The following is a 22295-nucleotide window of genomic DNA, read 5'->3' on the forward strand; positions in this document are numbered from 1 at the left end:
TAGCGGTACACCCTAAACATGGAAACAGCCCCGCCTTCCTGTCATTCAGGAAGGCGGGGCCATCAATATCCCGCGTTAACGCAGATTCAGCTGCACCCTAGAAAGTGAAGTCCTCATCCAGCGGCACGGAGGCACCGGTGAACTCACCGAAGCCGTCATCGCCATAGATGGAATCGCCGTAAGTCGGAATCGAGTATGCAGCGTTGCGCGCAGCCTCGGTCGGCTTGACGGAAATATTGCGGTAGCGGGAAATACCGGTACCGGCCGGGATGAGCTTACCGATAATCACGTTCTCCTTGAGACCGATGAGCTTATCGGAGCGCTTGTTAATAGCGGCGTCCGTAAGCACGCGAGTGGTCTCCTGGAAGGATGCAGCGGACAGCCAGGACTCGGTAGCCAAGGAAGCCTTGGTAATACCCATGATCTCCGAGCGCAGCTGAGCCGGCTCGCCACCTTCTGCAACCTGAGCAGCATTGAGCTGCTTAGCTTCAGAAAGGTCGATGAGGTTACCCGGCAACAAGTCCGTAGTACCCGCATCAATGACGGTACCGCGGCGCAGCATCTGGCGGATGATGATCTCGATGTGCTTATCGTGGATAGCCACACCCTGGGTACGGTACACAGCCTGCACCTCGTTGATGAGGTGCTGCTCCACGCCACGGCGGCCGAGGACCTCGAGCACGTCGTGCGGGTCAGCCGCACCGCGCATCAGGCGGTCACCGGTCTCGACGTGGTCGCCGTCCTTGAGGGAACGCTCGATCATCGCATCCGGGTTGGACTCCATCGGGCGACGGACCTGAGCCAGGCCCTGACGCTTGGAGAGCTTCTCATAGACCACATCATCCGAACCGTCATCCGGGGTGATGGTCAGGGTCCAGAAGTTGCCCTCATCGGACAGGGATACGGTGCCGTCAACGGAAGCGATAGGAGCGCGGTTCTTCGGGTTACGGGCCTCGAAGAGCTCCTGAACACGCGGCAGACCGCCGGTAATATCGCCACCGACACCACCCTGGTGGAACGTACGCATGGTCAGCTGGGTACCCGGCTCACCAATGGACTGTGCCGCCACGATGCCGACGGCCTCGCCGATATCGACCAGCTGGCCGGAAGCCATGGACTTGCCGTAGCACTTGGCACACACGCCAGCCGGGGTCTGGCAGGTCAGCACGGAGCGAACCTTGACCTCAGTAACCTTGGAGTCCAACAGCTTCTGGGTGAGTTCCTCGGTGAGGTCGGAGCCGGCCTCGGCCACGACCTCCCCGTTGGCGTCCTTGACATCGGTCGCGAGAACGCGGCCGGATGCGGAGGTCTCCCACAGCTCGGAGAGAACCACCTTGTCGCCGGAAACCTCGCCGATGGGGACGCGAACGCCCTGGCGGGTGCCACAGTCCTCTTCGCGGACGATGACGTCCTGGGCCACGTCCACCAGACGACGGGTGAGGTAGCCGGAGTCAGCGGTACGCAGCGCGGTATCGGCCAGACCCTTACGGGAACCGTGGGAGTTGTTGAAGTACTCCAGCACGGACAGGCCTTCACGGAAGGAGGTCTTAATCGGACGGGTGATGTAATCACCGTGCGAGTTCACAACCATGCCCTTCATACCGGCCAGCGTCCAGATCTGACGCATGTTACCGGCCGCACCAGACTTCACAATCATCGGAATCGGGTTGTGGTCAGGGTACATGTTCTCGACGGCCTCACCGACGGTATCGGTAGCGTCCTTCCACAGCTCAACCAGGCGATCGTAGCGCTCGCGCTCGGTCAGAGCACCCTGCTCCCAGTACTTACGCTCGATGCGCTCTGCTTCCTTCTCATAAGACTCGAGGATCTCGGTCTTATTCGGCAGAACCAGAACGTCAGACATAGTGATGGTCACGCCAGAACGGGTTGCCCAGTAGAAGCCGGCATCCTTCATGTTGTCCAGCACCTGAGCCACGGTGATCATCGGGTACTTATTGGCCAAGTCATTGACCACGTCACCGATGAGGACCTTGTTGCCAGAGCCGCCGCCCTTACGGACCATGATGCCCTCGAGGTACGGGTAGTTCCATGGCAACAACTCGTTGAACATGACGCGGCCAATGGTGGTGTAGCCCATCCATGCCTGGCCCTTGGTCCAGCCATCTGGGAACTGCTCCTCCTCGATCTCCTTCGGCGGGCGAAGGTGATCGATGCGGACCTTGATCGGGGCCTGCAGGCCAACGGTGCCGCGGTCATAGGCCATGAGGGCCTCGGCGTAGGAGGAGTAAACGCCGGTTGCTGGCTTGTCCTCTTCTGCCTCGCGGAAGCGGCCGTTGCCACCGATCTCGTCCTCGGACTTGTCCATCGTCAGGTAGTACAGGCCGGTAACCATATCCAGACGCGGCATAGCCAGTGGCTTACCGGATGCCGGGGACAGAATGTTATTGGACGCCAGCATCAAGACGCGGGCCTCAGCCTGTGCCTCAGCGGACAGCGGCAGGTGGACTGCCATCTGGTCACCGTCGAAGTCGGCGTTGAACGCCTCACAAGCCAGCGGGTGCAGCTGAATAGCCTTACCCTCAACCAGCTTCGGCTCGAAGGCCTGAATGCCCAGGCGGTGCAGCGTAGGTGCACGGTTGAGCATCACAGGGTGCTCAGAAATGGCCTGCTCCAGAACGTCCCACACCTCTGGGCGCTGGCGCTCAACCATGCGCTTGGCGGACTTGATGTTCTGGGCATAGTCGTTTTCTACCAAGCGCTTCATGACGAACGGCTTGAATAGCTCGAGCGCCATGAGCTTCGGCAGACCACACTCGTGCAGCTTCAGCTGCGGTCCAACGATAATAACGGAACGGCCGGAGTAGTCCACGCGCTTACCCAGCAGGTTCTGGCGGAAGCGGCCCTGCTTGCCCTTGAGCAAGTCAGACAGGGACTTCAGCGGACGGTTGCCCGGGCCGGTAACCGGACGGCCGCGGCGGCCGTTATCGAAGAGCGCGTCCACAGACTCCTGCAGCATGCGCTTCTCGTTGTTCACGATGATCTCTGGTGCACCCAGGTCGATCATGCGCTTCAAACGGTTATTGCGGTTGATTACGCGGCGGTAGAGGTCGTTCAGGTCGGAGGTAGCAAAGCGGCCACCGTCCAGCTGCACCATTGGGCGCAGCTCTGGCGGGATAACCGGGATGGCATCCAACACCATACCGGCCGGATCGTTGCCGGAGCGCAGGAAGGCAGCAACGACCTTCAGGCGCTTGAGAGCACGCATCTTCTTCTGGCCCTTGCCGTTGTTGATGATCTCGCGCAGCTCCTCGGCCTCAGCCTCGAGGTCGAAGTTGCGGACCAGGGTCTGGATGGCTTCTGCGCCCATGCCGCCGGTGAAGTAATCCTCGTAGCGGTCAACCAGCTCTTCGTAGATGGTCTCATCGATGATCATCTGCTTTGGAGCCAGCTTGATGAAGGTATTCCAGATTTCATCCAGGCGGGCGATTTCGCGCTCGCCACGCTCGCGGATGTGCTGCATTTCCTTATCGGCAGCGTTCTTTACCTTCTTACGGGCATCGGCCTTGGCACCGGCTGCTTCCAGCTCAGCCAGGTCAGACTCCAGCTTGGAGGCGCGCTCTGCGATCTCGGACTCGGTATCGTCCTCAACGTCCTTCTTCTCCAGGAGCATTTCTGCTTCCAGGGTGGACTGGTCGTTGTGGCGAGCCTCTTCATCCACGGAGGTGATGATATTGGCGGCGAAGTAAATGATGCGCTCGAGATCCTTCGGAGCCAGGTCCAGCAGGTAGCCCAAGCGGGACGGAACGCCCTTGAAGTACCAGATGTGGGTTACCGGAGCGGCCAGCTCAATGTGGCCCATGCGCTCACGGCGAACCTTGGACTTGGTGACCTCAACGCCACAGCGCTCACAGATGATGCCCTTGTAGCGGACGCGCTTGTACTTACCACAAGCGCACTCCCAGTCACGGGTGGGGCCGAAGATGCGCTCACAGAAGAGGCCGTCCTTCTCCGGCTTCAGAGTGCGGTAGTTAATGGTCTCAGGCTTTTTGACCTCGCCCTTGGACCAGCGACGAATATCGTCTGCGGTGGCCAGACCGATGCGGAGCTCGTCGAAGAGATTTACGTCAAACACGTAATGTCTCCCTTTCATCCTCGTTGTCGAGGAATTGATGGCTTTGTATGAATGAAACGTTTACGCCCTACCACGGGGACTTACCCCGTGGTGGACCAAGAAACTAATTAGGCGATGTCAGCGGAAGAACCCTCATCGCGGGACAGGTTAATGCCAAGCGATGGGCTATCCATGTCATCGTCATCAGAGCCAGACAGCTCCATCGGCGTGCCGTCGGTGGAAAGAACTTCCACGTTCAAGCACAGGGACTGCAGCTCCTTGAGCAACACCTTGAAGGACTCAGGGATGCCCGGATCTGGAATATTGTCGCCCTTAACAATGGCTTCGTAGACCTTCACGCGGCCGACGACGTCATCGGACTTGATGGTCAGCAGCTCCTGCAGGGTGTAGGCAGCGCCGTATGCCTGCATTGCCCACACCTCCATTTCGCCGAAGCGCTGGCCACCGAACTGGGCCTTACCACCCAGCGGCTGCTGGGTAATCATGGAGTAAGGACCGGTGGAACGGGCGTGAATCTTCTCATCGACCAAGTGGTGCAGCTTGAGCATGTACATGTAGCCAACCGAAATTGGGTACTTGTACGGTTCGCCCGAGCGGCCGTCGAAAAGCGTGGCCTTGCCGTGCTCATCCACCAGCACATCGCCGTCGCGGTTAGGACGGGAGGAAGCCAGCAGGCGCTCGATCTCATGGTTGGTAGCACCGTCGAAGACCGGGGTCGCGGTCAAGGAATCCGCAGGAACGTCATAGAGCTCTTCCGGCAGGGTCTTGAGCAGCTCGGCGTTCTTCGGATCCTCGGTGTCAACCTTCCAACCGGCGTGTGCCAACCAGCCCAGGTGAACCTCGAGGACCTGGCCGATGTTCATACGACGTGGCACACCGTGGGTGTTCAGCAGGATGTCTACCGGGGTGCCGTCTTCCATGAACGGCATATCCTCTGGCGGCAGAATCTTGCCCACAACACCCTTGTTGCCGTGGCGGCCGGCCATCTTATCGCCGTCCTGGATCTTGCGCTTCTGGGCCACGTAGACGCGAATCATCTCGTTGACGCCAGGGGCCAGATCGTCATCATCATCGCGGGAGAAGCGGGCAACGCCAATGACCTTGCCTACCTCACCGTGCGGGACCTTCATGGAGGTATCGCGAACCTCGCGGGCCTTCTCACCGAAGATGGCGCGCAGCAGGCGCTCCTCCGGAGTCAGCTCGGTCTCGCCCTTCGGGGTGACCTTGCCCACCAGGATGTCACCGGCGCGGACGTCGGCACCGATGCGGATGATGCCGCGCTCGTCCAGATCGCTCAAGACGTCTTCAGAGACGTTCGGGATCTCGCGGGTGATTTCCTCAGCGCCCAGCTTGGTATCGCGAGCATCGATCTCGTGCTCCTCGATGTGGACGGAGGTCAAGATGTCCTCTTCCACGATGCGCTGGTTGAGGATGATGGCGTCCTCGTAGTTGTGGCCTTCCCACGGCATGAAGGCAACCAGCAGGTTGCGGCCGAGGGACATCTCACCATTGTGGGTACCAGGGCCATCGGCCAGAACCTGGCCGGCCTCTACGCGCTCGCCCATAGAAACCAGCGGGGTCTGGTTGTAGTTGGTGCCCTGGTTGGTGCGCTCGAACTTACGCAGGATGTAGGTGTCGCGCTGGCCCTCATCATCCATGATGGTGATGACATCAGCGGTGACGTTTTCTACCACACCGGCCTTCGGAGTGATAACAACGTCGCCAGCGTCATAAGCAGCGCGCTGCTCCATGCCGGTACCTACCAGCGGAGCCTCGGAGCGAACCAGCGGCACGGCCTGCTTCTGCATGTTCGCACCCATCAGGGCACGGTTAGCATCGTCGTGCTCCAAGAACGGAATCATGGCGGTACCCACGGACACCATCTGGCGTGGGGAGACGTCAACGTAGTCCACACCAGAGGCATCGGTAAGTCCAATATCGCCGTCCTTTAGGCGGACCTCAATACGCTCGCCGGTGAGGTTGCCCTCTGCATCCTGCTCGACCTCAGCCTGAGCAATAGCGAAGCGATCCTCTTCATCAGCGGTGAGGTACTCCACCTGATCGGTAATCTTGCCGTCCACAACCTTGCGGTACGGGGTCTCGATGAAGCCAAAGGCATTCACGCGGGCATAGGAAGCCAGCGCGCCAATCAGGCCAATGTTCGGCCCCTCAGGAGTCTCAATCGGGCACATGCGGCCGTAGTGAGAAGCGTGAACGTCTCGCACCTCAATGCCGGCGCGCTCACGGGACAGACCGCCCGGGCCCAGCGCGGACAAACGGCGCTTGTGAGTCAGGCCGGACAGCGAGTTGTTGTGGTCCATGAACTGGGACAGCTGCGAGGTGCCGAAGAACTCGCGGATAGCAGCAGAGACCGGGCGCACGTTAATCAGGGAGGTCGGAGTGATGGACTCCGCGTCCTGGGTGGTCATGCGCTCGCGCACAACGCGCTCCATACGGGACAGGCCCACGCGGACCTGATTCTGGATGAGCTCGCCTACGGTGCGCAGGCGGCGGTTACCAAAGTGGTCGATGTCATCCGTGTGCAAGGAGATCATCTCGCCGTTTGGCGCCTTCATCTCGCGCTCGCCTACGTGCAGGCGGACCAGGTACTCGAGGGTGACGGCAATGTCTTCCTCGGTCAGGGTCATCAGACCATCGTGGTCGCCGCCCAGACCCAGCTTGCGGTTGACCTTGTAGCGGCCGACCTTTGCCAGGTCGTAACGCTTCGCACGGAAGAAGGAGTTATCCAGCAAGGACTGTGCCAATTCACGGGTTGGCTGCTCGCCTGGGCGCTGCTTACGGTAAATCTCCAGCAATGCCTCATCGGTATTTGCCACACCATCAGATTCCAGGGTGGACATCATAAGCTCGGAAAAGCCGAAGCGATCCTTGATCTGTTCCTCGCTCCAGCCCAGTGCCTTAAGCAGCACGGTAACCGGCTGGCGGCGCTTGCGGTCAATGCGCACGCCGACGGTATCGCGCTTGTCGACGTCGAACTCCAACCATGCACCGCGGGAAGGAATAACCTTCACGGAGTGCAGCGGACGCTCGGTGGACTTATCGATCGAGCGATCGAAGTACACGCCCGGGGAGCGCACCAGCTGAGAGACGACGACGCGCTCGGTACCGTTCACGATGAACGTGCCCATATCCGTCATCATCGGGAAATCGCCGATAAAAACGGTCTGCGACTTAATCTCTTGGGTGTCGTTATTGATAAACTCTGCGGTCACGTACAGCGGCGCGGAGTAGTTGATGTCCTTTTCCTTGCACTCATCCACGGTGTTTTTCACCGGTTCAAAGCGCGGCTCCGACAAGGACAGGGACATATTGCCCGAGTAGTCCTCAATCGGCGAGAGCTCTTCGAGGATGTCCTCGAGGCCGCTCGTTACGCGGGCATCATCGCCACGCGCAGCCTGCTCGCGCTCGCGCCATTCCGGCGAGCCGACGAGCCAAGCAAAAGAATCAAGTTGTACGTCAAGGAGACCCGGCAGGGCGATGGGCTCGCTAATTTTTGCAAACGAGTATCGCTTCGGGGCTCCGGGGATATTGGCCACTGACTTGGTCTGGCGGGAGACTGCCAAGATGGGTCCTTCCAGCACCTCACGCGGATTGCCTGCTCGCCCTGGCCGACGAGCCGCAAAACCGCTGGTAATTCTAGCATTCGGTCTGCTGTGGAGTGTCTGGGTTCAGAATGCACAAAATCACCTTGTCAAGTCGGTTTTGCCATCACCGGCCTGAAAGGCTAAATGTGCACCGAAGATCCAGATTCCAGCGCAACGAAATAGCTTATAGGAAAAGACCTGTCATGTAAAGACACACCACAATTGGGGCGTGTCGCTACCACGCTAGGGGGCAAGCTCGTGCTCGCCGCGGCGCTAACGCGTCCATGCCACGACTATGTGCGCGACAACCAGTGAGCACCCTACCACTAAAATCTCTCTATACCGCAACCCTGCCGGCGATTGAGGCTCCTAGCTGCTCTTTTAGCGGCTCACCGGCACCGCGCTTCCACCATTGTGCGCGTGGTGGCCACGCCGGCGGGCATGCTTATTCTTTCCGCCAAATAATCCCAGCGCACCGATGATTCCTAGTAATGCAAGCAGCGCGCCTACTCCAATGACTATCCAGCGGACAATCTCCGCCACGCGATCGCGCGGGAATTCTGCGGCTTCCTTCAGCAGCTCTTTTTGGTCCTCTTCGGAGGTAGAACCATCAAAGACGAAGGCACGCACGCGGCCCACACCTTCGCGGTCTGCGTAGTAGTCATCGATGTCTACATCCATACCCACCACGAGTCCGGTTTGTTGGTCTACATAGAAGTCACGGTTCCCGGAGTGGGTCAAATACCCCTGTTCCTCGCCGCCGCCCTCCTTGGGCAGGCTGGTGGTATTCCCATCGGCTGCATAAAGCTGCGCTACGTTCGTCGGCTCAATTTCTTGGTGATAACGGTAGACCGTACGGCCATCCATCGTGGTTTCTTCTTCAAAGACTGCATCGACGGCCTTGCGCAGCGTCGGGTCAAAGACTGGATAATTGGTCTTTTCGGTATCCGCGGGGAACTTGAGCCAGTAGCCGTCTATGGTCACCGTGTCTGATGGAGTCGCGAGCGTATGGCTCAACGAGGCCTCCCCCATAGCTTCACCACTCAGGCGGTCCACCGGGTAGGTCCACACCTGGGCCTGGCTCAAGTCGTTTAAGCCTTCGCCCTCGCCGCGCATACGCGTCTCACCGATGCGCACGGTAGCCTTCTCTTCGTCCGAGGGCTCTTGGATATCCATGTTGATCTGGTAAGTCATGGGGCCTGAATACGGCGTGGAACCATCCTTGGACAATTGCTGGGAATCCGCGGAATCATCGTGCAATGTCCAGGTGCTGTTTTTCAGGTTCAGCGGCAGCCGCGGGGAAAAATCCAAAAATGCCGGCGCCACAACACTAGCGGCGATCAACGCGACACCGAAGCCTAGGAGCAGGACGGAAAAAATGCGGGACTTGGGCAGCATGGGGGCTAATTCTACAGCCCTTGGCGGAAATTCCTGGTTTCTACAGGCCACCCCGCCGTGCCGGATTGATTTCTAAGCAGTGTGCTTATTCCAAGCAACGATACTGCTAGTATCCGTGGTTTGGCGCGCGCGCCAAAGATCAAACTCTTCCTGCAGTCCCAGCCAAAACTCCGCCGAATTGCCAAAATAGGCAGAGAGACGAAGCGCCATTTCCGCACTAATCCCAATGCGTCCACGGACCAGCTTTGAAATTTGGGATTTGGAGCTAAAAATATCCCTGGCTAAGCGGTATTGAGTAAGTCCGAGCGGCTCCAGAAACTCCTCGCGCAGAACCTCCCCAGGGTGTGGAACGGATATGATATCCGAAGCTTCCTCTCCCTCATTTGTGATAATCGATGAAGTCAACGTCCACAGCTCCTTTCCCTGTCCATCGAAAAACTACTCTCCACTGCGCGTTAACGCGGATGGAATAAAATCCGTCCCACTGCCCTTTCAGCCTCTCCAAACGATTTGCTGGTGGAATCCTTAAATCAGCTAGGGAAACGGACCGGTCAATCATGATGAGTTTGCGGCGCAGGATCTTCCGCAGTTCAGGAGGTACATACTTTGGCGCCTTACCATCTGTGTGAAAGCGCTCTAAGCTATCCCTCCTAAACTCCACAACGCCATGGTGTCATACTTTGACACTATTGGCCATTGCTGCACTCCACGCACTACGCTCGCAAACACAAAACGAGGAAATCCCCAGCTCCCACCGCGTGCAGCGGTAGAAGTGGGGATTTAAAAGCGGAAAGCTCAGTGAAATTACTTGAGCTCGACGGAAGCGCCAGCCTCTTCCAGCTTAGCCTTAGCAGCCTCAGCGTCGTCCTTGGAAGCGCCCTCGAGGATAGCCTTAGGAGCACCCTCGACCATTTCCTTAGCTTCCTTCAGGCCCAGGCCGGAGACGATCTCGCGGACAGCCTTAATAACGCCAATCTTCTTAGCGCCAGCGTCGGTCAGAACGACGTCGAACTCGGTCTTCTCCTCAGCGGCACCAGCGCCGCCCTCAGCCGGAGCGCCAGCTGCAACAGCAGCAACCGGAGCAGCAGCCTCAACGTCGAATACCTCTTCAAATTCCTTAACGAACTCGGACAGTTCGATGAGGGTCATTTCCTTGAAAGCTTCAATGAGCTCGTCCTTGGTGAGCTTAGCCATGATGGCAAGTCCTTTCTGTGTTGTGTGAGCGCTGCACCTACATTAGGCAACGCGCACGGTGTTGTAATTGTGCGTCTTTTGTGACGACTTAAGCTTCTGCTTCCTTCTTGTCCTGCAGGGCTGCGACGGTACGTACAGCCTTGGTTGCAGGAGCGTTGAAGAGAGCGGCTGCCTTCGCCATAGAACCCTTCATAGCGCCAGCCAGCTTTGCGAGGGTGGTCTCGCGGTTGTCCAGCTTGGCGATGGCCTCAACCTGGTCGGCAGACAGTGCATTGCCGTCCATGTAGCCACCCTTGATGATGAGTGCCTTGTTGTCATCAGCGAACTTGGTGATGACCTTCGCAGCATCCACTGCCTCACCCTTGATGAACGCAATTGCGGTCGGGCCAGTCAGCAAATCATCAAGACCTTCGATGCCAGCTTCCTTGGCAGCGATCTTGAAAAGGGTGTTCTTGGCGACGGAGTATTCAACGTCAAATCCCAGATCGTTACGCAGCTCCTGCAGCTGGGATACGGTCAGGCCGCGGTACTCGGTCAATACAACAGAGTTAGCGCCAGCCAGCTTCTCCTTCAGCTCTGCCAGGTCTGCAGTGTTCTTTGGGTTTGCCATTGTCTCTCGCCTCCTTCCAAAACATCTCTTTTATTATTCCGCCGGGACCTTCCTTATTTCGGTTACCCGAAATAACAAAAGCCCCGTGCAAGAGCACAGGGCGCGCGACATAAGAGAATGCCGCGAATAATCGCAAAGTGTCTCCTGCGTGGGCCGCCTCCTAGGATGGAGAACCTTCGATCCAAATGGATGACCAACGGTCTTCGGTGAACTTTGACTCGGCCTGAAGCGGCCGTTCAAACTTCGTGGAAAACACTACCTTCCCACCCACGGTTTCTCCAAATCCCCGTTTTCGCCGCGTAGGATAGCCGACATGACCTGCCTGATGTGGTTTCGCGATGACCTGCGCCTACACGATAACCAGGCCCTTCGCCGCGCGGCCGAAGCCGCCTCGCTTGCAGGCGTTCCCTTGGTCGCCGTCGTGCTCGACGAGCCGGCATATCCGGGCACCCGCCCACTGGGCGGCGCCACCACGTGGTGGCGCGAGCGTTCCCTTTATGCCCTTGCACACGACCTCGCCGAGCACGGCGTGGAGCTCATTCGCGTCGCCGGTGATGCCCGCGTGGAAATCCCCCGCCTAGCCGCCGAACTCGGCGCCACTACCGTCACGTGGACGCGCCGCTACCACGGCCCGCTGCGCGAGGTTGATGCCGCGGTCAAGGAAAACTTGACTGCTCGTGGCATTACCGCCACTTCTTCACCCGGCTTCACCCTGGTCGAACCCTGGGAGGTTACCAATGGCCAGGGCCAGCCCTATAAGGTCTTTACTCCCTTCTCCAAGACCGCGTCCTCCCAAGTAGCAGGCGATGGGCCGGAGGGGGTGCCGGAGTTGGGGACGTCGGCAAGCATTGCGTGTTCCTGGCCCAAGCCCACCGAGCCGGCGTGGGCCGCATCCCTGGCCGAGCACTGGACGCCCGGGGAAGCCGGAGCGCGGGAGCGCCTAGCCCAGCTGGATCTGGCCAACTACGCCAAGGAACGCGATATCCCCGCGCTTAATGCCACCTCCCTCCTCTCGCCCCACCTGCGCTTTGGCGAGGTCTCCCCGCGCGAGGTGTGGTTCGCCGCAGCCGAAGAGCCGGAGTGCGCCAAATTCCACTCCGAGCTACTGTGACGTGACTTTGCCTGACATCGCCTCTACCACCTGCCCAACCTTGCTACCGAAAACGTACGGGAAAAATTCGACCGCTTCGATTGGTCCTGGGATGACCCACGCCTGACAGACTGGCAGTCCGGTACGACGGGCATTGCGCTTGTCGACGCCGGAATGCGCGAGCTATGGGCCACCGGCTATATGCACAACCGCGTACGGATGGTGGTGGGATCCTTCCTCACCAAGAACCTCGGTATCCACTGGTGCCTGGGCGAGGAATGGTTCTGGGACACCTTGGTGGACGCCGATGCCGCCTCGAACCCGTTCAATTGGCAGTGGGTGGCCGGCTGCGGCGATGATGCCGCGCCTTTCTTTCGCATCTTCAACCCCGAAACGCAGGCCCAGCGCTTCGATCCTAAGGGCGAGTACGTGCGCCGCTGGGCACCCGCGCTATCTGCTCCGCCCATCGTGGACCTAAAGGAATCACGCCAAGCCGCGCTCGATGCCTATGCGGAGATCAAAGACTAAGCCGGCGGAAAAGGTAGACGTAAAGGTCTACCATGGGGCCAATGATGAGCCCCAGGATTCATTCTCAAGCGCACCCGCCCATCGGCAACACCCCACTCATGCGAGTGGAGGCGATTAGCCCCCGGCCGGATGTCCACCTCTATCTCAAACTCGAACAATTCAACCTCGGCGGTTCTGCCAAAGACCGGACCGCCCGAGCCCTTATCCAGGCAGCCCTCGAAGCCGGCGATATCCGGCCGGGTTCGACGCTGGTGGAATCTTCCTCCGGCAACCTGGGCATGGCTCTAGCTCGCCAAGCCCCACTGCAAGGAATGAAGTTCCACTGCGTGGTAGATCCGCGCGTCAACGCTTCTACGGTGGCCACCATGCGGGCCTACGGCGCACACGTGGAATTGCTCGATCACCCCGATCCAGAAACCGGCGATTGGCTTACCGCCCGCCGCACCCGCGTGGCCGAGCTTTTGGAAGAGATTCCCGATTCTTTCAACCTCAACCAGTATTCCAATGAAGCCGCCTTCCACGCCCACGCGGAAGGCACTATGACTGAGATTCTGGACCAGCTCGGTCAGGCGCCCAGTCATCTGCTCGTGGCTATGAGCACCACCGGAACCCTTGGCGGCTGCGTACGCAAGCTCTCCGAGCTGGGCGCCGACACCCACACAATCGGCGTTGATGCGGAAGGCTCCGTGCTTTTTGGTGGTGAGCGTGGCACCCGCATGCTGCCTGGCTATGGCGCAGGTATCGTGACCGACCTATCCACCAAGTTTTCGCCTTCTTCCGTCGAGCGGGTCCCCGATCTTGAAGCCATCGTTGCTGCCCGACAGCTCGCTCAAGCAGAGGGCCTACTGCCTGGCGCTTCCGGCGGTGCCGTCATCGCCGCCTTCCAGCGCCTCGCCCCCTCCCTACCGGCGGGGGCGGAGGTGGTTGCCGTGCTGCACGACGCCGGCCAGCCTTACCTCGACACCATTTATAACGACTCCTGGGTATGCGAAAACTTCGACATTTCACCCTCTGAACTCGCGGCGCGCATCGAAGGGACGGCGCAGTGACTTCCGCTAAGCCTGCCCGACGCATTGCCATCATCGGAGGCGGTCCGCGCGGTCTCTGGGCCGTAGAGGAACTCATCGAGCGCGCCAGCATCCCCATCGATGTCACGGTCTTCGATCCTTATCCGGCCGGTGCAGGCGCTGTCTACCGCCCGCAGCAGCCACCGCACTGGCGCCTCAACGTCAACTGCGCCATCGTCACCACCGCCCACGATAATTTCAACGATTGGCGGGCCCGCCGCGGTGGGGACACCACCGATGCCTTCCCACCGCGCGCCGAAGTGGGCCAATTCCTCGCCGATACCTGGTCCGCCGCATTGCAGCGCGCGCCGGCGCACGTTGGCATCCGCCACTTGCCGCACCGCGTGAGCGAAGTGAGCAACGACGGAGAAGGCTTCGTGGTCGACGGCACCCCCTTCGACGACGTCCTAGTCTGCACCGGCCACGACCATTTGCATGCTGGTTCCTTGGTCCACGAAACTTCGCGTGTGCCCGTCACCGGTCTCTATTTCGGAGCCGACCTCCCTAGCGCTCCACGGCGAATCGGCGTGCGCGGTGCCGCCTTAAGCTTTATCGATGTATGCCTGCTTTATGGCGATACCGCCGAGGTCATTTATCCGGTGAGCCGCAGCGGGCGATTCATGGAGGTAAAGCCCTCTCCGGAGGCACCGCTGCCGGAGGTTTCGACGCGGTGGCGGCAGGCCTGTGCGCACATCACTAACGCCGCAGACTTGCGCGAGATCCTCATCGGGGCCGCAGCCGAGTTCGGTGACTTCTCTAGTGCGGAACTAACAGCCATTATTGATGGTCAGGATTTCACCGGCGATGCGCTCGCTGAGCTCGAGGCTTCCCTACGTGCGGCCGAGGGCACTGGTCCCCTGACCCCGGCCGCGGCGGTGGGCGCGGCTTTTCGTGGGGTCTTCCAAGACTGCGTCGATTGGCACCAGGCGCACGGCCGAATGCCAGGGTTCCGCGAGCTCTCACGCACCCTCGAGCGGGTGGCCTTTGGCCCGCCACCAGTCACAGCCAGGCGTCTGCTCGAGCTGATCCACTCCGGTGTGGTGAATACCGACTACCTAGGCACGCCTGGGCAGATAGATTCCTGGCGGGAAAAGGGCGGCGTGGACCTGCTTATTGACGCCACCGTTGCTCCCCAAGCCACCCCCTCCCCCTTCCACGACGTTCCTGGCGTGGTGGAAATTGGCCGGATGAATGAGCTCTCCCTGCCCGGCCATGACTCCCTTAACCGTTCCGTGCACGATGACATCCCCCACTGGGCGGAGAAAGTAGGAAACCCATGACCACCACCCCTGTAGAACCCTTACCCGTTCACGGCACCGTCCCCTTGCGCGCCCGGTGGGAACGGTGGATGCGTGAGCTCGTCGAAAACCCGCAGCACGTCAGCGCATTGACCTCGCGCTATGGTTCTCCGGTGAACGTGTTGAATCCCGCTCCGCTGCGCCACAATGCCCAGGAGTTGCTCGATGCGGGCGCTTCCCACGGCGTGGACACTCAGGTGTTTTTCGCACGCAAAGCCAATAAGGCGCTGTGTTTTGTCGATGCTGCGCGCAATGCCGGACTCGGGGTTGATGTAGCCAGCGAGAACGAGCTCCGCCAAGTGCTCGACCGCGGTGTAGCCCCAGAGCGCATCATCCTCAGCGCTGCTATCAAAACCGATGGTTTGCTCCGCCTCGCGGTTTCGCGTGGCGTTACTATCTCGTGCGATTCTCGCGCAGAATGCGGCCGCATCGCCGCCATCGCGCGAGCTTTAGAAACCACCGCCCGCGTAGCGCCACGCCTTGCTCCAGATCCAGACGCCTTACCACCGACCCGCTTCGGGGAAAGGCTACCTGCATGGCAGAAAGCGGAGTGGCCCGCGGAGCTTCGTGCCGTGGGCGTCCACGTCCATCTGCATGGCTATAGCGAGGCCGACCGCCGCACCGCCCTTGCAGAGGCCATTGCTCTAGCCGAGCACCTACGCGCAAAGAACCAACCCGCTAATTTCATCGATATCGGCGGCGGCGTGCCCATGAGCTATTTAGAATCCCGCGAGCAGTGGGAAAACTACACAGCGCGTATCTCCACGCAACGCGCTGGTACCGGTGACCGCTTTACCTGGAAATCGGATCCGCTCTCCAATACTTATCCCTTCTGGCAGGAACCGACGCGCGGTCAGTGGCTGAACCAACTTCTCTCCGGTGAGGTCCCCGGCTACGGCAACGCCGGTGGTGCCCTGCGAGAGCGGGACATCGCCCTCCATCTAGAACCGGGCCGCAGCCTCCTCGACGGCTGCGGTGTCATCCTCGCCGAGGTGAGCTTTCTCAAAGAACGTTCTGATGGCCTGCCCCTTATCGGTGTGGCGATGAATCGCACGCAGTGCCGGACCGCCGCGGATGACATCCTGCTAGACCCCCTCCTCGTGCCTACAGCCGGTTCAGCAAAGGAGGTCTCCCGCGAGCGACGTACCGGCTTTGTAGTCGGTGCCTACTGCATTGAAGACGAGGTGATTCTGCGCCGCGAACTGGACTTTCCAGCGGGCGTTGCCGTAGGAGATACCCTCGCCATTCCCAACACGGCCGGATATTTTATGCACATCCTCGAGTCTGCTTCGCACCAGATCCCCTTGGCTCGAAACGTCTACTACGACGGCGGCGAATGGGTGCCAGACGATATTGACGCCACATAACTACTAGTGGCTCGAGATATAGAAAAAGGGCTTCGAGGAATTGCCTCTAAGCCCTTTAGCCTTAAACGCAGTGGTCAGAACTGCTTAAGCGGTGTAATCCTTGACCACGGAACCGTCAACCGGGATGCCCGGGCCGGAGGTGGTGGAGATGGTAGCGCGCTTGATGTAGATGCCCTTAGCGGAAGAAGGCTTCAGGCGCTGGATCTCATCCATGAGGGCGCCGTAGTTCTCAGCCAGCTTCTCAGCATCGAAGGAAGCCTTACCGATGATGGCGTGCAGGTTAGCAGCCTTATCAACGCGGAAGGAGATCTTGCCGCCCTTAACCTCAGAGATTGCCTTAGCAACGTCTGCGGTAACGGTGCCGGTCTTCGGGTTCGGCATCAGACCACGTGGGCCCAAGACGCGGGCAACGCGGCCAACCTTGGCCATCTGATCCGGGGTAGCGATAGCAACGTCGAAGTCGATGTTGCCCTCGTTGATCTGCTCGATCAGTTCAGCGGTGCCGACGATGTCAGCGCCAGCTTCCTGAGCGGCGGTAGCCTTCTCGCCTTCTGCGAAGACAGCAACGCGAACGTCCTTACCGGTGCCATTAGGCAGGGAAACGGTGCCGCGAACCAGCTGGTCAGCCTTGCGCGGGTCAACACCCAAACGGAAGACAACATCAACGGTGGCGTCGAAGTTCTTGGAGGAGGTCTCCTTAGCCAGCTTGGTGGCCTCGATCGGGCGGTACAGGCGGGACTTATCTACCAGTTCCGCAGCGGCCTTATAAGCCTTAGACTTGGTGCTCATTTAACAATTCCTTTTCTGGATTGGTGTGGTGTTCGGCGGGCCGTAGCTGGCCCTACCACATAAAGTTTTTACTTCTCCGGTGCGCCATCAACGGTGATGCCCATGGAGCGTGCGGTACCGGCGATGATGCGAGCGCCGTTCTCGATGTCACGTGCGTTCAGGTCCGCAAACTTGGTCTCTGCGATTTCCTTGCACTGGTCCCAAGACACAGAGCCGACCTTGTCGGTGTGTGGAACGCCGGAGCCCTTCTTGATGCCAGCGGCCTTCAGCAGCAGCTTGGCTGCCGGCGGGGTCTTCAGCTTGAAGTCGAAGGAACGGTCCTCGTAGACGGTGATCTCAACCGGAACCACGTTGCCACGCTGGTTCTCGGTAGCGGCGTTATAAGCCTTGCAGAATTCCATGATGTTGACGCCGTGGGCACCCAGTGCCGGGCCAACTGGCGGTGCCGGGTTAGCAGCGCCTGCCTCGATCTGCAGCTTGATGAAGCCAGATACCTTCTTCTTAGGAGCCATCGAATTACCTCTTTCCTGTGTTACCGGGATAGCCGCCACGATGAATAACGGGATCCCGTCCGGATGCTCACCTTCAGTGGGCCACCGGAGGATGAAACGTTTTTCTTATACGCACGCCAAAGGCGCACGGCGTTCCAGTTTAGAACACCGTGCGCCCTGCACAAAATCACTTTTAGGAGATGCGCTCGATCTCGGTCGGCGACAACTCCACTGGGGTCTCGCGGCCAAAGATGGATACCAGCCCCTGCATCTTGCCGGTCTCTGGGTCGATCTCGGAAATAGTGGCGGAGACTGCGGCCAGCGGGCCGGACAGGATGGTCACTGCCTCGCCCACCTCGAAGTCGTGGGCGTACTTCTTTGCCACTTCCTTTTCTGGCATGGCCACGACCTGCTCGCCCTCAGCCTCATTCGGGGCGGCATCGCCCTTGGTGGACGGTGCTTCGTTCGGCATCAGGAATTTAGCCACATCACGGGTTTTAACCGGGGTGGCGTTGCCCTCGTTGCCCACGAAGGAGGTCACACCAGGGGTTTCACGGATGACGGACCAAGCGGCGTCATTGAGTTCGGCGCGGACGAGGACGTAGCCCGGCAGCAGCTTGCGCTTCACAATCTTCTTCTTGCCGTCCTTGTTCTCGAGCACCTGCTCAATAGGAACGACAACCTCAAAGATAGAGTCCTCGACCTCGAGGGTCTGGGCACGCATGTCCAGGTTGGTCTTTACCTTGTTTTCGTAGCCGGAATAGCACTGAATGATGTACCACTGGCCCGGCTGCTTCTTCAGCTCGCGGGTAAACGCACGCAGGCGCTTGCGGTAGGCGGCGTCTTCGGACTCATCCTCGCCAGCCTCTGGAGCTGCGGCCTCTGCCGCGCCCTCGGCGTTCGCCCCCTCGGCGTCGGCCGCTGCCGTTTCCGGTGCCTCGGCTGCCTCCGCAGACTCACCTGCAGCGTCGATGGACTCTGCTGCTTCTTCTGCTGCGGGCGCGCTTGGGGTAGCGTCCTCCTGCTGTGCTTCTTCAACGGAGCTAGCGTGCTCTGCCGCCTGCTCCTGCACGTTGGCCTGCATAGCCTCCTCTAGGGAGGTGCCTACGGTTTCGACGTTATTCTCGTCGCTCATGATTCTTACTCCAAAAATTCCTCGGCGCGTTGCGTAGGACTAGCCTACCCGCCCGCGTATGGGCAAAAAGTATCCCGCCGTTCCTTCAGCGGAAACAGCGGGATAAAAGATTATGCGGCTATCTTACTAATCAGAGAGAACCTGCTCAACTCCGAGACCAGCCAGAGCGTCCACGCCCCACACCAAAACGGTCATGACGATGAGGAACGCAAAGGTAATGAGGGTGTACTGCAGCATCTCCTTAGCGGTCGGCCACACCACTTTCTTCATCTCAGTTGCCACCTCGCCAGGGAAAGCGGCTACGCCACCACCTGGGGTGTCATCGTGATTCTTATCCTCTACGCGGACGACGTGCTTATCGGCGTAGTCCGCGGAGGACGTGGTAGCCGCACCAGAGAGCTGACGCTTACCGGTCGGGCGCGGTGCACCCGAATTCTTCGGCTGCTGCTCATCGCTCACAGCTAACCCTCCTTGGGAACTAAATCTAATAGGGCGCTTAACGCGCACCTCCATAACTTTGTCAACCCTAGCAAAGCTTGCACTGCATGAAAAGCTGACCACCGCACATATAAGACGTGGCCTTGGATACATTGGGCGAGCACAGCGGCGAGCAAGGCTCGACCGGGAAAATATGGCATGAACAAACCCCGCCACCTGAAATCAAGTGACGGGGTTTACTGTGCAGGGGCGACAGGACTCGAACCTGCAACCTACGGTTTTGGAGACCGTTGCGCTACCAATTGCGCCACGCCCCTATTCTTTTATCTCTTAATGCCTCAGCATCAAGCGTTGAAGACCTTACCAGAGCCATAGTTCCAATCTGAAACCAGGCGGGTCTGCAAAGCCTTCAGCGCGGTAATAAAAAAGCGCCCTGCGGGCGCCTTTCTTTCCCGGTAGCGATGGCGAGAATTGAACTCGCGACACAGCGATTATGAGTCGCTTGCTCTACCACTGAGCTACACCGCCATATTCACCTTGGGAGAATTTCTTCCTCCGAACATGAATGGAGCCCCCTGACAGAATCGAACTGTCGACCTTTTCCTTACCATGGAAACGCTCTGCCGACTGAGCTAAGGGGGCACATCCTAGCGTTGAACACATCGCTATTTCGTTGTGCTCTCCGTTGCGGACTCCAATAATCTAACCCGCTTGCAACGTTTTACACAAATCGCCACGTCAGAGCGTAAAAATGCATAGACCTTGTGAGGCCTTTTCGCACCTTTTGAATGCTGTTAGAGAAACGGCATGGCAGTCCACCGCTGCGGACTGCTCGGCCACGCTTTTTACCGTGTACCGGCAGCCGTGCGAAGGCATGTGGATTGGGGGGTGTGGGAAAAGGGGCGTCGGCAAGCGTGGCAATGCTTACTGCGTGCAGTGACCTCGGCACGGATGCTGGTGGCTGAGTCCAGTGAGGCTCTCCACAGTTGTTGACCAGCCGCAAATACGGCCATTGACTCGGGGTCCTGAGGGTTTAAGCTTGGTCTATAAAATCCCCCACCCCATACCGAGGAGCGAAGCTATGTCCGCTACCGATATTGCCACCCCACACATCAACCCGCAGGGCGCGCCCATTGCAGAAACCATCTTGCTGCCCGGCGACCCACTGCGCGCACAATTCATCGCCGAAAACTTCCTGGAAGACACCGTCCAGTTCAACGGCGTGCGCAATATGCTGGGGTTTACCGGCACCTATAAAGGCAACCCCGTTTCGGTCATGGGCACCGGCATGGGTATTCCCTCCATCGGCATCTACTCCTGGGAGCTCATCCACAACTACGGCGTAAAGAAGCTCATCCGCGTCGGTTCCATCGGCGCTATGCAGGAAGACATCGAGCTACACGATGTCATCGTCGCCTCCTCCGCCTCCACCGATTCCAATTTCTTGAGCCAGTACAACCTGCCGGGCAGCTACGCTCCGACCGCCTCGTGGAAGCTCCTCAAGGCTTTGGTGGATGAATCCGAGAAGCAGCAGGCACACATTCACGTGGGCAATATCTTGAGCTCGGATATCTTTTATAACTTTGACCAATCCGTCAACGAACGCTGGGCGCACATGGGCGTGCTCGGCGTAGAGATGGAATCCGCAGCGCTTTATGCCACCGCGGCCGAAGCCGGCGTCGACGCGCTGGGGCTTTTCACCGTATCCGACAACCTCGTGCACGGTACCAAGCTTTCCGCCGAAGAACGCCAAACCGCTTTCCGCACCATGATTGAACTCGCGCTGCCGCTTAACGCGCTCGACTAAAAGGACGCCTTCCCCGTGACTACTTCTACTACTTCTGCTTCCCCGCAGGACAAGCGGCCAGGCTCCGCGGTAAACCCCAAGGTTGCCGTCCCCATCCTGCTCTTCGTCTTCGTCTTCTCATTGGTTATTGATAACGGCTTTAAGACGATGACCATGCCGATTGCCCAGGCGCTCGACCTTTCCGTTAAGACCGCCTCCCTGCAGGCTTCCCTCGCCGGCGTCATCATCGGCATCGGCGCCGTGGTCTATGCCGCGCTGGCGGATTCCATTTCCATCCGCAAGCTCATGCTCACCGGCGTCGTCCTCATTGCCGTGGGATCGATCTTAGCCTTCGCCTTTTCTAGCTTCTGGCCCATGGTGCTGGCCGGTCGCCTCATTCAAACCGCCGGCCTCGCCGCCGCGGAGACGCTTTATGTCATTTACGTGACCAAGCACTTGAGCGAGGCCGATCAAAAGACCTACCTGGGCTTTTCCACCGCCGCCTTCCAAGCCGGCCTGCTCATCGGCGCGTTGACCTCTGGCTTTATTTCCACCTATGTCTCGTGGACGGCGATGTTCCTCATCCCGCTCATCCTCATTCTGACCATCCCACCAATCATCAAGCTGGTGCCAGAAGATGAGGCCGTGGAGGGACACCTCGATGTGCTCGGCCTATTTTTCATCGCCGTCTTTGCCACTGGCCTGACCTTATTCATGCAGGATTTCGACTGGGTATATCTCATCGTGGCTGTCCTCGGCGTGGTGGGCTTTGTTTACCACATCGGCCACGCCAAGTATCCCGTGGTCACCCCGGAGTTTTTCACCAACGGCCGCTACGTGTGGACCATCCTCATGGTCTTCTTCGTCTATTCCACCCAGATGGGCTTCATCTTCTTGCTGCCTTTTGCGGCGCATGACCTGCACGGCATGAATATCGATAAAGCCTCCCTGTTGATGATCCCGGGCTATATCTGCGCCATCCTCATCGGCATCTTCTCCGGAAAGATCGGCACCGTTTTATCCTCCCGCGCCACCATCTACACCGCCTTCGCCTTAGTTGCCGGCGCACTGGTGATGGCCGCGCTTTTTGTGCAACTCCACGTCGCTATTCTCATCGCAGCCATCGTGGCCTTCGCCTCCGGCTTTTCACTGATGTACGCGCCGCTGGTTAATACCGCGCTGCGCAATATCAGCGCCGTCAAGTCCGGCATCGCCATTGGTTTTTATAACCTGACCATCAATATCGCCATCCCGCTGGGCATTGCCTATACCGCCAAGCTGCAGGACCTCGCCAGCTATAACACCGTGCTGTGGATCCTGGCCGCCGTGGCTGCTATTGGCATTGCCCTATACGTAGTTTCTGACCTCAAGATGGCCCGTTCCGAATCCCGCCCAGCCCGTTAAGG

General features: G+C 59.3%; 18 protein-coding genes and 3 tRNA genes. 7 read left to right on the plus strand and 14 right to left on the minus strand.

Features of this window, described 5'->3' with window-relative positions; all coding sequences use genetic code 11:
- Positions 1 to 97 precede the first annotated feature (97 nt).
- The 7 genes from I6I12_RS11040 to rplJ form a co-directional block, all read right to left on the minus strand.
- Positions 98 to 4093 carry a DNA-directed RNA polymerase subunit beta' gene (locus tag I6I12_RS11040; protein WP_200288280.1) on the minus strand — a complete coding sequence of 1332 codons (3996 nt, stop codon included), beginning with the start codon at positions 4091 to 4093 and terminating at the stop codon, positions 98 to 100.
- 107 nt (positions 4094 to 4200) lie between these two features.
- A complete protein-coding gene (gene rpoB / locus I6I12_RS11045; RefSeq protein WP_200288281.1) occupies positions 4201 to 7695 on the minus strand; it encodes a DNA-directed RNA polymerase subunit beta in 3495 nt (1164 codons plus the stop codon).
- A gap of 384 nt (positions 7696 to 8079) precedes the next feature.
- Entirely contained in the window at positions 8080 to 9096 is a 1017-nt protein-coding gene (gene pgfA, locus I6I12_RS11050) for a cell envelope lipid trafficking protein PgfA (RefSeq protein WP_200288282.1), read from the minus strand.
- 72 nt (positions 9097 to 9168) lie between these two features.
- Positions 9169 to 9501: a HigA family addiction module antitoxin gene (locus I6I12_RS11055; protein WP_200288283.1), complete on the minus strand. Its 333-nt coding sequence runs from the start codon at positions 9499 to 9501 to the stop codon at positions 9169 to 9171.
- Positions 9476 to 9757, minus strand: coding sequence for a type II toxin-antitoxin system RelE/ParE family toxin (locus I6I12_RS11060; RefSeq protein ID WP_200288284.1), 282 nt, complete (start codon positions 9755 to 9757; stop codon positions 9476 to 9478). The genes I6I12_RS11055 and I6I12_RS11060 overlap by 26 nt, the downstream gene beginning before the upstream one ends.
- A 143-nt stretch (positions 9758 to 9900) precedes the next feature.
- Positions 9901 to 10290: a 50S ribosomal protein L7/L12 gene (rplL, locus tag I6I12_RS11065; protein WP_150851002.1), complete on the minus strand. Its 390-nt coding sequence runs from the start codon at positions 10288 to 10290 to the stop codon at positions 9901 to 9903.
- Between the two features lie 88 nt (positions 10291 to 10378).
- Positions 10379 to 10900, minus strand: a complete 522-nt coding sequence (gene rplJ, locus I6I12_RS11070) for a 50S ribosomal protein L10 (protein WP_005322886.1) — start codon at positions 10898 to 10900, stop codon at positions 10379 to 10381.
- Between the two features lie 313 nt (positions 10901 to 11213).
- Here rplJ and I6I12_RS12110 point away from each other — a divergent pair, with 313 nt between their 5' ends.
- The 5 genes from I6I12_RS12110 to I6I12_RS11090 are packed head-to-tail and all read left to right on the plus strand — an operon-like array spanning position 11214 to position 16250.
- Positions 11214 to 12011, plus strand: coding sequence for a deoxyribodipyrimidine photo-lyase (locus I6I12_RS12110; RefSeq protein WP_349291117.1), 798 nt, complete (start codon positions 11214 to 11216; stop codon positions 12009 to 12011).
- A 30-nt stretch (positions 12012 to 12041) separates the two neighbouring features.
- A complete protein-coding gene (locus tag I6I12_RS12115) occupies positions 12042 to 12518 on the plus strand; it encodes an FAD-binding domain-containing protein (protein ID WP_349291120.1) in 477 nt (158 codons plus the stop codon).
- Between the two features lie 32 nt (positions 12519 to 12550).
- The gene (locus I6I12_RS11080; protein WP_200288285.1) at positions 12551 to 13567 is read left to right on the plus strand and encodes a pyridoxal-phosphate dependent enzyme; all 1017 of its coding nucleotides are present in this window, start codon (positions 12551 to 12553) and stop codon (positions 13565 to 13567) included.
- Positions 13564 to 14865 carry an FAD/NAD(P)-binding protein gene (locus I6I12_RS11085; RefSeq protein ID WP_200288286.1) on the plus strand — a complete coding sequence of 434 codons (1302 nt, stop codon included), beginning with the start codon at positions 13564 to 13566 and terminating at the stop codon, positions 14863 to 14865. The genes I6I12_RS11080 and I6I12_RS11085 overlap by 4 nt, the downstream gene beginning before the upstream one ends.
- Positions 14862 to 16250: a type III PLP-dependent enzyme domain-containing protein gene (locus I6I12_RS11090; protein WP_200288287.1), complete on the plus strand. Its 1389-nt coding sequence runs from the start codon at positions 14862 to 14864 to the stop codon at positions 16248 to 16250. The genes I6I12_RS11085 and I6I12_RS11090 overlap by 4 nt, the downstream gene beginning before the upstream one ends.
- A gap of 84 nt (positions 16251 to 16334) precedes the next feature.
- Here the strand turns inward: I6I12_RS11090 and rplA are convergent, their stop codons facing one another.
- The 7 genes from rplA to I6I12_RS11125 all read right to left on the minus strand — a co-directional run bounded on the left by rplA (position 16335) and on the right by I6I12_RS11125 (position 19745).
- On the minus strand, positions 16335 to 17039 hold the full coding sequence (rplA, locus tag I6I12_RS11095) for a 50S ribosomal protein L1 (protein WP_005322897.1): 705 nt from the start codon (positions 17037 to 17039) through the stop codon (positions 16335 to 16337).
- A gap of 68 nt (positions 17040 to 17107) precedes the next feature.
- The gene (gene rplK / locus I6I12_RS11100; protein ID WP_005327961.1) at positions 17108 to 17551 is read right to left on the minus strand and encodes a 50S ribosomal protein L11; all 444 of its coding nucleotides are present in this window, start codon (positions 17549 to 17551) and stop codon (positions 17108 to 17110) included.
- 172 nt (positions 17552 to 17723) lie between these two features.
- A complete protein-coding gene (gene nusG / locus I6I12_RS11105; RefSeq protein ID WP_200288288.1) occupies positions 17724 to 18665 on the minus strand; it encodes a transcription termination/antitermination protein NusG in 942 nt (313 codons plus the stop codon).
- 126 nt (positions 18666 to 18791) lie between these two features.
- On the minus strand, positions 18792 to 19124 hold the full coding sequence (gene secE, locus I6I12_RS11110) for a preprotein translocase subunit SecE (RefSeq protein ID WP_023020522.1): 333 nt from the start codon (positions 19122 to 19124) through the stop codon (positions 18792 to 18794).
- Between the two features lie 223 nt (positions 19125 to 19347).
- Positions 19348 to 19420: transfer RNA gene (locus I6I12_RS11115), tRNA-Trp, on the minus strand.
- 139 nt (positions 19421 to 19559) lie between these two features.
- Positions 19560 to 19631, minus strand: a tRNA-Met gene (locus I6I12_RS11120).
- Positions 19632 to 19669: 38 nt separating this feature from the next.
- Positions 19670 to 19745 (minus strand) — tRNA-Thr (locus I6I12_RS11125).
- 439 nt (positions 19746 to 20184) lie between these two features.
- On the opposite strand from I6I12_RS11125, the gene deoD reads away from it, so the two are divergent.
- Positions 20185 to 20910 carry a purine-nucleoside phosphorylase gene (gene deoD, locus I6I12_RS11130; RefSeq protein WP_200288289.1) on the plus strand — a complete coding sequence of 242 codons (726 nt, stop codon included), beginning with the start codon at positions 20185 to 20187 and terminating at the stop codon, positions 20908 to 20910.
- Positions 20911 to 20925: 15 nt separating this feature from the next.
- Entirely contained in the window at positions 20926 to 22293 is a 1368-nt protein-coding gene (locus tag I6I12_RS11135) for an MFS transporter (protein ID WP_200288290.1), read from the plus strand.
- The last annotated feature ends 2 nt before the right edge of the window (positions 22294 to 22295 follow it).

It is taken from the genome of Corynebacterium kefirresidentii (assembly GCF_016599755.1).
Classification (GTDB): Bacteria; Actinomycetota; Actinomycetes; order Mycobacteriales; family Mycobacteriaceae; genus Corynebacterium; species Corynebacterium kefirresidentii.

What these genes read in the sequence shown, in the direction of transcription:
- pgfA (WP_200288282.1), bottom strand. Translation starts at nt 9,096, where the DNA reads ATGCTGCCCAAGTCCCGCATTTTTTCCGTCCTGCTCCTAGGCTTCGGT.
- nusG (WP_200288288.1), bottom strand. Translation starts at nt 18,665, where the DNA reads ATGAGCGACGAGAATAACGTCGAAACCGTAGGCACCTCCCTAGAGGAG.
- rplL (WP_150851002.1), bottom strand. Translation starts at nt 10,290, where the DNA reads ATGGCTAAGCTCACCAAGGACGAGCTCATTGAAGCTTTCAAGGAAATG.
- I6I12_RS11090 (WP_200288287.1), top strand. Translation starts at nt 14,862, where the DNA reads ATGACCACCACCCCTGTAGAACCCTTACCCGTTCACGGCACCGTCCCC.
- deoD (WP_200288289.1), top strand. Translation starts at nt 20,185, where the DNA reads ATGTCCGCTACCGATATTGCCACCCCACACATCAACCCGCAGGGCGCG.
- rplA (WP_005322897.1), bottom strand. Translation starts at nt 17,039, where the DNA reads ATGAGCACCAAGTCTAAGGCTTATAAGGCCGCTGCGGAACTGGTAGAT.
- rplJ (WP_005322886.1), bottom strand. Translation starts at nt 10,900, where the DNA reads ATGGCAAACCCAAAGAACACTGCAGACCTGGCAGAGCTGAAGGAGAAG.
- rplK (WP_005327961.1), bottom strand. Translation starts at nt 17,551, where the DNA reads ATGGCTCCTAAGAAGAAGGTATCTGGCTTCATCAAGCTGCAGATCGAG.
- I6I12_RS11080 (WP_200288285.1), top strand. Translation starts at nt 12,551, where the DNA reads ATGGGGCCAATGATGAGCCCCAGGATTCATTCTCAAGCGCACCCGCCC.
- I6I12_RS12110 (WP_349291117.1), top strand. Translation starts at nt 11,214, where the DNA reads ATGACCTGCCTGATGTGGTTTCGCGATGACCTGCGCCTACACGATAAC.